This window comes from Sciscionella marina DSM 45152 (assembly GCF_000379465.1).
In the GTDB taxonomy this organism is placed as follows: Bacteria; Actinomycetota; Actinomycetes; order Mycobacteriales; family Pseudonocardiaceae; genus Sciscionella; species Sciscionella marina.
Genome location: NZ_KB905380.1, coordinates 38,054 through 50,119 on the forward strand (window position 1 = coordinate 38,054; position 12,066 = coordinate 50,119).

12 protein-coding genes and 1 pseudogene are annotated in these 12,066 nt (G+C 69.0%); 3 read left to right on the top strand and 10 right to left on the bottom strand.

Annotated elements, in window-relative coordinates; translation table 11 throughout:
* On the bottom strand, positions 1-651 hold the full coding sequence (locus A37U_RS0100100; RefSeq protein ID WP_157182550.1) for a TetR/AcrR family transcriptional regulator: 651 nt from the start codon (positions 649-651) through the stop codon (positions 1-3).
* A gap of 70 nt (positions 652-721) precedes the next feature.
* On the opposite strand from A37U_RS0100100, the pseudogene A37U_RS0100105 reads away from it, so the two are divergent.
* Positions 722-1,135 (top strand): annotated as a pseudogene (locus A37U_RS0100105) (LysR family transcriptional regulator); the annotation flags it as partial.
* Positions 1,136-1,301: 166 nt separating this feature from the next.
* Here A37U_RS0100105 and A37U_RS0100110 read toward each other — a convergent pair.
* The 7 genes from A37U_RS0100110 to A37U_RS0100140 all read right to left on the bottom strand — a co-directional run bounded on the left by A37U_RS0100110 (position 1,302) and on the right by A37U_RS0100140 (position 8,149).
* Entirely contained in the window at positions 1,302-1,715 is a 414-nt protein-coding gene (locus tag A37U_RS0100110; protein WP_020494556.1) for a GlcG/HbpS family heme-binding protein, read from the bottom strand.
* Between the two features lie 2 nt (positions 1,716-1,717).
* Positions 1,718-2,044: a glycerol dehydratase reactivase beta/small subunit family protein gene (locus tag A37U_RS0100115; RefSeq protein ID WP_020494557.1), complete on the bottom strand. Its 327-nt coding sequence runs from the start codon at positions 2,042-2,044 to the stop codon at positions 1,718-1,720.
* Positions 2,041-3,864, bottom strand: coding sequence for a diol dehydratase reactivase subunit alpha (locus A37U_RS0100120; RefSeq protein ID WP_020494558.1), 1,824 nt, complete (start codon positions 3,862-3,864; stop codon positions 2,041-2,043). Before A37U_RS0100120 ends, A37U_RS0100115 begins: the two co-directional genes overlap by 4 nt.
* A gap of 4 nt (positions 3,865-3,868) precedes the next feature.
* The gene (locus A37U_RS0100125; protein WP_020494559.1) at positions 3,869-4,438 is read right to left on the bottom strand and encodes a propanediol/glycerol family dehydratase medium subunit; all 570 of its coding nucleotides are present in this window, start codon (positions 4,436-4,438) and stop codon (positions 3,869-3,871) included.
* On the bottom strand, positions 4,439-6,118 hold the full coding sequence (locus tag A37U_RS0100130) for a propanediol/glycerol family dehydratase large subunit (protein ID WP_020494560.1): 1,680 nt from the start codon (positions 6,116-6,118) through the stop codon (positions 4,439-4,441).
* A gap of 12 nt (positions 6,119-6,130) precedes the next feature.
* Positions 6,131-6,547, bottom strand: a complete 417-nt coding sequence (locus tag A37U_RS0100135) for a diol dehydratase small subunit (protein ID WP_020494561.1) — start codon at positions 6,545-6,547, stop codon at positions 6,131-6,133.
* Positions 6,548-6,652: 105 nt separating this feature from the next.
* Positions 6,653-8,149, bottom strand: coding sequence for a GAF domain-containing protein (locus A37U_RS0100140; RefSeq protein WP_020494562.1), 1,497 nt, complete (start codon positions 8,147-8,149; stop codon positions 6,653-6,655).
* Between the two features lie 144 nt (positions 8,150-8,293).
* Between A37U_RS0100140 and exaC the strand changes: the two genes are divergently transcribed.
* Together exaC and A37U_RS0100150 are read left to right on the top strand one after the other, a co-directional pair.
* Entirely contained in the window at positions 8,294-9,817 is a 1,524-nt protein-coding gene (gene exaC / locus A37U_RS0100145; RefSeq protein WP_020494563.1) for an acetaldehyde dehydrogenase ExaC, read from the top strand.
* Positions 9,818-9,893: 76 nt separating this feature from the next.
* Positions 9,894-10,280, top strand: coding sequence for a DUF779 domain-containing protein (locus A37U_RS0100150; RefSeq protein ID WP_020494564.1), 387 nt, complete (start codon positions 9,894-9,896; stop codon positions 10,278-10,280).
* 27 nt (positions 10,281-10,307) lie between these two features.
* Here A37U_RS0100150 and A37U_RS0100155 read toward each other — a convergent pair whose 3' ends face one another.
* The gene (locus A37U_RS0100155) at positions 10,308-11,126 is read right to left on the bottom strand and encodes an IclR family transcriptional regulator (protein ID WP_020494565.1); all 819 of its coding nucleotides are present in this window, start codon (positions 11,124-11,126) and stop codon (positions 10,308-10,310) included.
* A gap of 41 nt (positions 11,127-11,167) precedes the next feature.
* Positions 11,168-12,064 (bottom strand): succinate--CoA ligase subunit alpha, encoded by an 897-nt coding sequence (locus A37U_RS0100160; protein WP_020494566.1) that lies wholly within the window; start codon positions 12,062-12,064, stop codon positions 11,168-11,170.
* Positions 12,065-12,066: the final 2 nt, after the last annotated feature.

Sequence of the window (12,066 nt, forward strand, 5' to 3'; positions counted from 1 at the left end):
TCAGGCGAAAACCAGCGAAAGGAACTCGTCCACGAACGACGTCACGGAGTCCGCATCGGCATGCTTGGCCGAGTTCTGGAAGAGGACGACACGACCGTGCGCGCCGACGAACGCGATCACCGCCGCTCGCCGCGCGGAGGAGCGGAGCGTGATCCCCGCCGCTTCGCAGCACGCGAAGCCGTCCACGAGCAGCTCGATCACGTCGGCCAGCGGCCCGGCCTGCCGAACACCGGGCGCGGCCTGCGGAGGCCCGTTGGCCGTCATCAGCCGGTAGTGCCCCGGATTGTCCATCGCGAACCGGCAGGAGGCGTGCAACATCGCCCGCACACGGCCCACCACGTCGCCGACGTCGACGCGGTCCCGGGCCGCCTTCATCGCGGCATGCAGCCGGGCGAACTCGTAGTCGGTCAGGCCCGCGACGAGCGCGGCACGATCGGTAAAATGCTGGTAGATACTAGCCGGTGCGATATCGGCGGCGCGGGCGACACCCCGGATGGTCAGCCCGTCCTCGCCGTCGAGCCCGGACAGCAACCGGCTGGCCGCGACCAGGATCTCCCCGCGCAGCCGTTCGCCCTCCCCCCAACGGTTACGCGTGCGCGGAGCGCTGACCTTCTTCGACACGCACCCATTCTTACCACCCGACTCGGTCATCGCATGATTCTGTTGTCCGACGCTTGACCGATCGGCTTGCGTCGTCTGCAGGTGCTACGCGCTCGAGCAGTGTGGTGGCGTGACCACCGTCGCCCGGGCACTGTACCTGGCCCCGTTCGCGGTGCCCCGGCAAGTCCGGGCGCTCGTCCCGGATCTCGGGGCTGAGCTGTCGATCCGCGAAGGCCGGAACGTCAAGCGCACCCCGGCCGCCCAGCTCGCACCGCGGCAGGCAACAGATCTCGCGGTGATCGTCCCGAACGCGAACAGCCCGACCTGGGACGACCAGAGCTCGCTGCTCGACGAGGCGGCATTGGAAAACTGGATCGTGCCCGAGCCCACCGGCACCGACCGGCATGCGCTCGCCCTCAGCGGATGCACCGCCGCCGGTTTCCGGCCGCGATCGCGCACTACGCCACCGACTCGAACCGCGTTCTCGTTTTCGTCGAGGCCGGTTACGGCATCTACTTCCTGCCCAGGCTCGTGAAGATCCGCGGATTGCCGCGCCGACCAGCCCCAGCCCATTTGCCGTATTCCGCTGGCCATCCGAAAAAGCCCGGGGCCAGCATCTGGACCAGAGCGGGTAGGCGTCGCGCGAGGCCGTCGCCGCGGACAGCTGGAGGGGTCTGCCTGCCTCACCCCACCGAGCCGCGCTACCTGCCGCGGAAGGCGGTGAGCCCGGCCTCGGCGACCACGGTGTCCTGTTCGACCGAACCCGCGCTGACCCCGATCGCGCCGAGCGGCCCGCCGCGTTGTTTGGCCAGTGGGATCCCGCCGCCGAAGATGACCAGTCCGTCGTTGGTGTGCTCGATGCCGTACAGCGGGGCACCGGGCGCCGCGGCGGCACCCAGTTCGGCGGTGGTCATCCGGAAATAGGCCGCCGAGCGTGCTTTGCGCACCGCGATGTCGATGCTGCCGAGGATCGCGCCGTCCTGGCGGGCGAAGGCGACCAGATGGCCGGCGTCGTCCACGATCGCCACGTTCATCGGCTGCCCGATCTCGTCGGCCTTGGCCAGTGCGCCGTTCAGGGCACGTTGCGCTTCGGCAAGGGAGAGTTTCGCGGTCACCGCTACTGTTCCTTTCGCTTCAACGGGATACCCACCGCCAGGCGGGCGGCGTTGTGCCCGAGCAGCCGGGCGTGCTCGGCGGTCTCCGGCGCGAGCGGTACCCGGCCGGTCAGCTTCGCGTGCTGGGCGCAGATCCGCCCATGGGCGTCCACCCCGATCCCGATGTCCACTGTGGACGCCGCCGCGGCACCTTCGGCGAGTTCGGCCGCCGCCCCGCGGTGCGATTCCACCAGGAACGGCACGCCTTCCTCCTCCAGACCGGCGGTCAGCTGGCGCAGGCATTCGGCGGGCGCGTCGTGCTGCCAGACCAGCACCGCGGGCCGGGTCACCGGGCGGCCTCGGCGGGACGGGCCGCGTGTGCGGTGACCAGCCCGGTGGCCACCGCGTTGCGCGGTCCCTGACTGGCACGCACATTTCCGGTGCCGCAGACGATGCCGTACGGGGCGAGCGCCTCGGCGATCATGTCCGGGATTTCGAAGTCCAGCGCCGAACCGCCCAGCACCACGACGAAACCGAGACCGCGCAGATCGCCGCCCGGTGCGATCCGTTCGAGCGCGCGGACCGCGTTCACCACGAACACCCGATGCTTCGCCGAACGCCGCACGTTACGGATCTTCTCCACCGGATGGCTGGTGGGCACCGGAAGGAAGCCGTGTTCACCGAGCACCACGACCCGGGCGAAGCACTCGGTGGGCAGTGGTTCATCGCGGAATCGGACGGTGCCGTCCTCCATGCGCAACTGGAAGAAACTCTCCGCCTTCGCCAGCGGATGCTGCTTGAGCTGCTCGGCCAGTTCGGTGTCGTCCAGTCCGAGCTCGGCGTCGATGAGTTTGGTGACCAGATCACCGGCACCGGCCAGATGCACCGAGTGCACCTGGCCGGCGGCCAGCGCGGCATCGGTGGAGCCGCCACCGAGATCCAGCACCGCGAGTGGGCGGTCGGTGCCCGGCGTGGTCAGCGCGCCGAGCACGGCCATATCCGCTTCCACCCCACCGACGCGCACCTCGACACCAAGAGCGCGGCGCAGTTCCTCGGCCAGCAGCGCCATCGGGCCCTGGCTGGTGCGCACCATCGCCGCGAGCGCCACCGCGTTCTCCAACGCGAATTCGCCCGCCAGTCCGCCGGTCATCCGCTGCGGAACGAAGGTGTCCACAGCGAGCACGTCCCGGATACGGACCTCGTCGACCGGCGAGGCGGTCAGCTCGGACATGGTGTCCCGCACCTGGGAGATCATTCCGCCCGCGTGGGTTCCCGGCTCGCCGTGCGCATCGATCACCGGTGCGATACCGCGTACAGTCGCCATCACGGCCTCGGCCCCCTCAGCGATACCGACCGTGCGCCGTCCCCGCTCCCCGTGCAGCGTCAGGCTTCCCGCGGGAATGCGGCGGTCGGTGACGTCCCCGGCGGGGGTCCGCACGACCACCGCGGAACGGTTCCCGACGAGGGCGCGCGCCACCGGAGCGATCATCCTGGTCCGCTCCGCGTCCAACTCGAAAACGGTGGCAATGCCATAGGAATTGGACAGCGTGCGGATGGTGCGCCCCGGTTCGGCCACCTCGACCGCCGCCCGCATACCGAGTGGCACCCTCTCGATCAGGGTGACCTCGTCCACCACCGGGACCGGCCGGCCGAGCCGGTTCACGATCAGGTTCGCGTCGTCCGCGCACACCACGGCCGCGGTGACCACGACGCCGCGCGCGGTGGCGGCGTTGATTCCCGCGGCGGCGTCCTCGAAATCGACGCCCGTGCCGATGACACAGACCACCTCCTCCCCCGCCACGCGGCCGGGCAGTTCCGCGAAGGCCACGCAGGTGCCCACTCCGAGGCCCGCCCCACCGGGCGTGTCCGGATTGTGCCCGATCATGGTTGACTCGGTGATGATCGTTTCGGTGATGGTCTCCATGGCCAGCCCGCTGATCACCGGGGTGGCCTCGTTCACCAGCACCGTCGCGAGTTCGTCCATCCCGCGGCCGGCCTCGGTCAGTGCGGCACGAATCGCGCGCTCGGCACCATGCACGTTCTCGGTCGTGCCCTTCACTCCGGTAGTGCGCGCCAGGGCCGAACCGAGGTAGACCGCTGGCCCCGTACCGAGTTCGGCCACGCAGGCCTCGGTGGTCGAGTTACCGATGTCCACCCCGACGACGAGCATCGGCTCACCCCGCGTCGGCCAGCGAGATGGCCACCTCGAGCTCGACCGGTTCCGCGCGTGGCGTGACGAACTCGGTTTCCTTGATGTGCAGCAGCGCCGCCTTGGCCTGCCAGCGCGGTCGGGCCATGTAGTCGTTGCGCGCCGGGACCGGCTCCGGTGATTCTCCCTTCGCGTAGCGCGCGGCGTTGCGGCCGACTTTGCGGAAGGTCTCCAGATCCAGCAGCGGCGCCTGCGGGAAGAGCTCCAGATTGGACAGCTTCAGCAGCTGCTTCTGGTGGATCATGGTCGTGCCACGGGAAAGAACGCCGACACCGATACCCGAGCCCGAATACCGCGCCGCGGTGTGCGCGATCACCGCGAGATCGGAACCGCTCCGGTACCGGATCACCCGGGCGCGCATGCCCTGTTCCTCGATACCGGCGAGCAGTTCACGCAACACCTCGGCATGCGGCAGCTCGACGATCGTCTTGCTGAAGAACGCCCCGAAGGCGGGCGAAATCCCGATCACCACCTCATCGGAATGCCGCCCCGGCGTGGCGGGCCCCCGTTCGGTCAGGGACAGCGTGCGGCCCATTCAGCTCACCTCTTCCTCGGGATTGCTCGCGCTGACCACGTGCCGCAGCCGTTTCATCTCTTCCCAGCGCTGCCCGCTCGGCCGGTAACCGGTGCCCGGCCCGGCGTAGTCGTTGGCGTCGTTGACCGCGGACAGCGTTTCCATCTCCGGGGTCAGGATCGCCGAGGTATGTAGCAGATCCCCGGATATCCGCTGGCGCAGTACCGTCAGCAGTGATTCGGCGACCTCGGTGAAACCGCCCGCTTCGAGCCCCTTGACGATGTCCAGCCCGGTGATGCCGCGGTCCAGCACCGACTGCGCTGCCTTGAGGTCCTCCAGCACATCCCGCAGCGGCAGCTCCTGGCTGCCGTGCGCGTAGGTGACCGCCTCGATCTCCTTGTCGGTGACCGGCGGCAGTTCCAGGTGGGCGAACACGGCTTGCAGTGCGCGTGCGGCATGGGCGCGCGCCGCGAGGATCCGCTCCTCCGGGACGTGTCGCAGCGCGCCGTCCACCTGCAGATCGCGCTGGATGGTGTTCCAGTCGTCGTAGTCCTCTGGATCGAGGTTCGACCCGGCGAACATGTTGTCGTAATTGGGCACACCGGAATATCCGGAGCAGACGAAATCGGTGCCGGGCAACAACTGCGGAAGCAGCCGCGCGGTGCGGCGCATGTCCGAATGGGAGAAGGACTGATCGTTGCCGGAGGCGCATTCCAGATCCACGGTGCTCGCGATGAGGTTCTCCGCGAGCACCGCACGGATACCCGCCGGTACCGCGCCGGGAACGCCGATGCAGCTGATCGAACCGTTCTGCAGCCCCTGCACCCCGGCGCCCTTGGTGACCAGGATGCAGCGAATTTCCAGGTACAGCATGGACTTTCCCTCGGCATTGCCCATCTGCACCTCGGATCCGGTCCCGGAGGTGAACCGCATCTTGATCCCGCGCGAGGCGTAGGCGGAGGCCAGGAACGCCTTCGACCACGGGGTGTCGTCCCCGTCGCAGAACACCGGTTCGGTGCCGTAGACCGAGATCGTCTCGGCGTAGCCGGTGATGCCGCGCATGCCGAGTTCGAGTTCGGTCGCTTCCTCCAGCGCGCACTGGGTGAGCACACCAGGCCGGGCGGCCTGCGCCCCGACCTGTAGCGCGATCGCCGCGAGCGGGGCGTAACGCACCACGCCCAGGGTGGTCTCCAGTTCCCGGAAGCCGCGCAGCGCGGCCTCGGCGGCGTCCGCGGCGATCTGCACCGGGTTGTCCCGCGCGCTGGTGGAATGCGCCTGATTCGACGGTGTGCGCCGGGCACGCATCTTCTGCAGCGCCATCATCATCTCGACCACGTTCATCGTCTTGACCACGGCGAGCAGCTTCGCCGGGGTCAGTCCGCGCACCACGCCGAGCACCGCGCGCCGCGACACCGTGGCATCGATCAGCAGGTGCGCGATGTGCTCGGCACTGTGCGCCATCGCCTCCGGCGCGATATCGGCGTCGATCGCGTGATCGGCGATGAACTGGTCGATGAAATCGAACTCCGCGCGTGGCTTGCCGTCCATCTCCACGACGGTCCCCTGCTCGACCCGGATACCCGGTTCCGGATCGTAGGGGCTGTCCATCGCGACCATGCCGACCTCGGGCCATTCCTCGACGAAACCGTCCAGATTCACCGGTTTCGCTTCGAGTATCTCGGTGCGCTTCGAATGCCTCACGTCGTCCTCCGCTCAGCCGGCCAGAATGTCGCGGCGCTCGTACACTTCGGCCGCCTCCCGCACCAGTTCCGCGCAACCCGGCGCGGTGTACTCGCGGTCGAGCTGCTCGGCGATCTCGAGCAGCCGCTGCTTGGTCGATGCCCAGGGACGCAAGGCGTTGTAGATCTCCAGCACGGTCTGGTCCGGGACCCTGGTCAGTTCCGCGGCGCGGGCGAAATTCTCGCCGAGCTGACGACGGCCGGAACCGTCGGCGATCTCGGCCTGCAGGCGCAGGGTTTCCGGGGCGATCCGCAGATCCTCCGGGCCTACCTCGCCGTCGAGCACCGCCTGCATGGTGATGTCCTCGATGCGTTTGCCGGTCGGGGTGCGCAACAGTTCGGGCCGGCGTGCGGCCAGCGGGTAATCGAGTGCCGGGTCGAGTTCGGCCATGGCGCATCCTGCCCTTCTCGGGACTGCGGTCGAGGCAGCAGGAACGCTACGAACTCCCACGTTGCAGCGACGTTGCACCGGCGCCGCGCTACGTGGGCCGTTCGATCAGTCGTGTTCGCCGAGTAACCAGGTGAGCCTGGCTTCGGCTTCGGAACGCCGCGGATCGTGCCGGGACAACAGTTCGGTGAGCCGTTCGGCCACCTCGATGTCGTCCCGCCCCGATTCGGTCTGGGCGAACTGCCACAGCAGATCGGCGTCCGACTGGCCGAGCACCGCCGAGCGCAGCGTGACAAGCAGTTGCTCGCGTTCGGCCCGGATCGCCGGGGCATCCGAACGCACCAGCAGCGGGCTGCGGCAGGCCTGCACGGCGGCGCGGAGTTCGCCACGCCGCAGGGCGTCCCGCACCGTCAGGAAATCGGCGTCGACCTCGGCGCGCAGCCGGTACGGTTTCGCGCTCATCGCCGCGTCGCCGAGCTGGCTGCGCAGCCGGTGCACCTCGGCGCGCACGGTCGTGGGGTTACCGACCTCGCCGTAGAGCTGGAGGGCGAGCTGATCGGCGGTGAGCCCGTCCGGCCGCAGCGCGAGCAGGGCGAGCAGCTCCGCACGGCGCAGGGTCAGCGCGAGCGGTTCCCCGTCGAGTACCGCGGTCGGGCGCTCGCCGAGGAAGGACAGCGAAAGGGCAGGAAGGCGGGAGCGGTCTCGCTGCGCGGCCGAACGGGGCAGCCGCAGCAGGTAGCCACCGGAGACGGGCTCCACGATGGCTTCCCGGCCGCCGTCGAGCGCGACCCGTTCGGCACCGCTGGGCAGCGCGATCCGGCTCGGCCACGGACCGTGCGGCTCGGCGGCGATCACCCGCCCGCTCGGGGTCAGCAGCGCACCCGGCTGCCCGCGCAGCGCGGACAGGCGCGCAAGGTTCCTGGCCCGCAACCGCTCGTCGTTGGCCTCCATCTCGCTGCGCAGGTGCCCCTCGGCCAACCGAGCGGTGGCGTTGACCAGCGAGACCGTCGCCGGGTGCAGGCGGTCGAGCTGTCCGCTGATGTCGATCGATCCGAGCACCGCCCCGGTGTCCGGATCATGGATCGGCGCGGCCGCGCACGTCCATGAGTGGTACGTGCGCACCAGATGTTCGGCCGAATAGATCTGCACCGGCGCGTCCAGGGCGAGCGCGGTGCCCATGGCGTTGGTGCCGATCGCCTCCTCGGCCCAGCGGGTGCCTTCGCACAGCCCGACCGGATCGGCGCGCCGGCACAGCTCCACGGCCCCTTCCCGCCACAGGATGGTGCCGTCGGCATCGGTCACGATCATCACGTGGTGTGCCTCGTCGGCGATGCTGACCAGCATCTCGCGCAGTACGGGAACCACCGCGTGCAGTGGGTGGACCGTGCGGACCTCGTCCACCTCGCCACGGCCGTACACGATCGGCGGGCGGAAATCCTCCGGATCGACGTGTGCGGCCAGTGACCGCTCCCAGGATTCCGAGATCACCGAACGTGGCGACGTGGGCGGGATGTCCCCGGCCAGCGTCGCCTCGTGCACCTCGCGCAACAGGGTGTGCTGGGCACCCGGATCCGCAGCGAGGTCGGAAAACGTCGATCCGCTCATCCGCACTCCGTTGTGGTTCAGCCCACGGTCAAGCATGCCTACCTGCGGCCCGAGGGGCAAGTGCGCCGTGCAACGTGACTGCAACGTAGCGGAGCCTACCTTCCCGGTATTCGTGCCGAGCCCGAGCAGAAGGAGGGTTTCCACATGGCGAAATACGCCGCGCCGGGTGAGCCGGGCAGTGTCGTGGCCTACCGTTCCCGCTACGACCATTTCATCGGCGGGGACTATGTTGCCCCGGCCAAGGGACAGTACTTCGAGAACCCGACCCCGGTGACCGGACAGGTGTTCACCGAGCTCGCTCGGGGCACCGGCGAAGACATCGATCGCGCGGTCAGCGCGGCCGAAGGTGCGGCGGCGAGCTGGGGGCGTACCCCCGTGGCCGAGCGCGCCGAACTGCTCAACAAGATCGCCGACCGGATCGCGCAGAACCTGGAGGCCATCGCGGTCGCCGAAGCGTGGGAGAACGGGAAACCGGTCCGGGAAACCCTGGCCGCCGACATCCCGCTGGCCATCGACCATTTCCGGTACTTCGCGGGCGCCATCCGCGCACAGGAGGGCGGCATCTCCGAGATCGACCCGGAGACCATCGCCTATCACTTCCACGAGCCACTCGGCGTCGTCGGGCAGATCATCCCGTGGAACTTCCCTCTGCTCATGGCCACCTGGAAACTCGCTCCGGCGCTGGCCGCGGGCAACACCGTGGTGCTCAAGCCCGCCGAGCAGACCCCGGCCTCCATTCACGTGCTGCTCTCGTTCATCGCCGATCTGCTCCCACCCGGCGTGCTGAACGTGGTGAACGGGTTCGGTGTCGAGGCAGGGAAACCGCTCGCCCAGAACAGCCGGATCCGCAAGGTCGCCTTCACCGGTGAGACCACCACCGGGCGGCTGATCATGCAGTACGCCTCGGAGAACATCATCCCGGTCACCCTCGAGCTCGGTGGCAAGAGCCCGAACATCTTCTTCGCCGACGTCGCCGACACCCAGGACGCCTTCTACGACAAGGCCCAGGAAGGCTTCACGATGTTCGCGCTCAACCAGGGCGAGGTGTGCACCTGCCCGTCCCGCGCGCTCGTCCAGTCCTCGATCTACGACAAGTTCCTGGGCGATGCCGTCGAACGGGTCGGCACCATCAAACAGGGCCACCCGCTGGACACCGAGACCACGATCGGTGCGCAGGCATCCAACGACCAGTTCGAGAAGATCCTGTCCTACATCGACATCGGTAAACAGGAAGGCGCCAAGGTGCTCACCGGTGGGGAGAAAGCCGAACTCGGCGGCGAACTCTCCGGCGGGTACTACATTCAGCCGACGGTGTTCGAGGGCGACAACAAGATGCGCATCTTCCAGGAGGAGATCTTCGGACCCGTCGTGGCCGTCACCAAATTCGACGATTACGACGACGCCATCAAGATCGCCAACGACACCCTCTACGGTCTCGGCGCCGGTGTCTGGTCGCGCAGTGGCGCCACCGCCTACCGGGCGGGCCGGGAAATCCAGGCCGGGCGGGTCTGGACCAACTGCTATCACGCCTATCCGGCGCACGCCGCCTTCGGCGGTTACAAGCAGTCCGGGATCGGGCGGGAAAACCACCGGATGATGCTCGAGCACTACCAGCAGACGAAGAACCTGTTGGTTTCCTACGCCCAGCAGGCCCAGGGCCTGTTCTAGGGCGGGCACGCGAGCGAGAGTGACACGGCCCGGCCGGGGCGGCTGTCCCGGCCGGACCGTTTCGAGGGAGCGAACGATGAACCAGCCCGCCCGGAAACAACGCGTCCAGCTCACCGAAACCGCGGCCGAACTACTGCGCGGGCTCGCCGAACAGCACGGACCGCTGATGTTCCACCAGTCCGGCGGCTGCTGCGACGGCAGTGCGCCGATGTGCTATCCCGCAGGCGAATTCCGCACCGGCAGCTCGGATGTGCTCCTCGGGGAACTGCTCGTGGACGGCATCCCCGAATCCATCGAGGTGTGGATGTCGGCCGCCCAGTTCGAATACTGGCGACACACCCACCTCACCATCGACGTGGTCCCCGGCAGGGGCAGTGGATTCTCCCTGGAGGCACCGGAAGGCGTCCGGTTCCTCATCCGGTCCCGGCTGCTGACCGACGAGGAACTCGCGGCGCTCGGTTAGCGTGCCTGGACCTCGACGCCGGTGCCTTCAGATCCAGTACCCGGAAGGGATCGTCGCGGTCACCGCGGTGGCGGTCTGCATGACGAGCCGGCCGAGTTCGGGGATCCGCTCCCCGGGCATGCGCACCTCGGGCCCCTGTACCGCGACCGCGCCCATGGCAAGACCGACCTCGCCGGGCACCGGTGCCGCGACGCCGCACACGCCGGGGATGCGTTCGCCGTAGTTCACGCTGTAGCCGCGTTCCCGGGTCTGCTCCAGATCGGCGAGCAGTTCACGTGGCGAGGTGAGTGTGTCGGGGGTCAGTCGCGCGAGCTCACCGAGTTTGGCCAGCTCGGCGTACAGGTCCGCGCCGAACGCGAGCAGCGCTTTGCCGGTGCTGGTGCAGTAGAGCGGAATACGGGTGCCGACGGGCTGGATGAAGCGCAGCGGGTGGGCGGATTCGACGCGCAGCACGACCACCGCGTCGTCGTTGTCCCGCACGCTGAGGTTCACCGACTCCCCCGTGGTCTCGGCGAGCTGTTCGAGCAGCGGGAGCGCGGCGTCGAAGCCGAGCGCACGGCTCGCGGCGCGCCCGAGCAGCAGCGCTTCGCGGCCGAGCCGGTATCGCTCGGTCTGGCTGTTCTGCACCACGTATCGGGCCGAGGCCAGGGCGCGCAGGATGCGATGGGTGGTGCTGGTGTGCAGGCCGAGCGCGCGGGCCAGCTCGGTCACGCCGACGTCGTCCTCGGCGTCCCGGAGCACCCCGAGGACCGCGAGCGCCCGCGTGATCGTCTGGGTGCCGGCGACCTGTTCGGCCTCCGACCGCGTCTGTTCCCCGGTGGTGTCCACACTCTCGCCCTTCCACATGCTGAAATCAATCTAACAAGCGGCGGCGAGTACGCATCGGCTCAGGTACCCGAACAGACCTCGGCGGGCAGCACCCCGCGCTCGGCCAGCGCCGCCGTGACCTGGCTCGGCACATCCAGCACGGTGACCCCGGCCTCGCGCAGGGTGGCCACCTTGGATGCGCCGTCGCCCTTGCCTGCGCTCACGATCGCCCCCGCATGGCCCATCCGCCGCTCCGGCGGGGCACTGCGCCCGGCGATGAAGGCCACCACGGGTTTGCTCATTCCCGCGATGTACCCCGCCGCGTCCTCCTCCATGGTGCCGCCGATCTCGCCGACGAGCACGACGGCCTCGGTGCGCGGATCCGCGTCCAGCATGCGGACCGCGTCCAGGGTTGTGGTGCCGAGGATCGGATCCCCGCCGATACCGAGGAACACCGATTCGCCGTATCCGCCGGTCACCAGGTTGAGCGCGAGCAGCGTGCCGAGGCTGCCGCTGCGCGAGACGACCCCGATGCTGCCGGGCCGGAAGATGTTCTCCGCGAAGGCGGGCATGATGCCGAGCGATGCCCGGCCGGGAAGGACGAGTCCCGCGGTGTTCGGTCCGAGCACCCTTGCTCCCGCGTCCCGCGCTTCGGCGAGCACGTGCATCACGTCCTGGTAGGGCACGTGCTCGGTGAGGAACACGATGTCCCGCACCCCGGCCGCGATCGCGTCCAGTGCCGCGGATTTCGCCGCCATCGGCGGGACGAACAGCACACTGGCCTCGATCGGGTGCTGCCGCGCGGCCTCCGTGACGGAGTCGTAGACCGGAACACCGGCCGCCTGCCGTCCGCCCTTTCCGGGACTGACCCCGGCGACCACGTTCGTCCCGACCTCGCGCATCCGCTCGGTCCAGAACGATCCCTGTTTCCCGGTGATTCCCTGCACCACGACCGCGTCGTGCCGAGTGGTCAGCATGC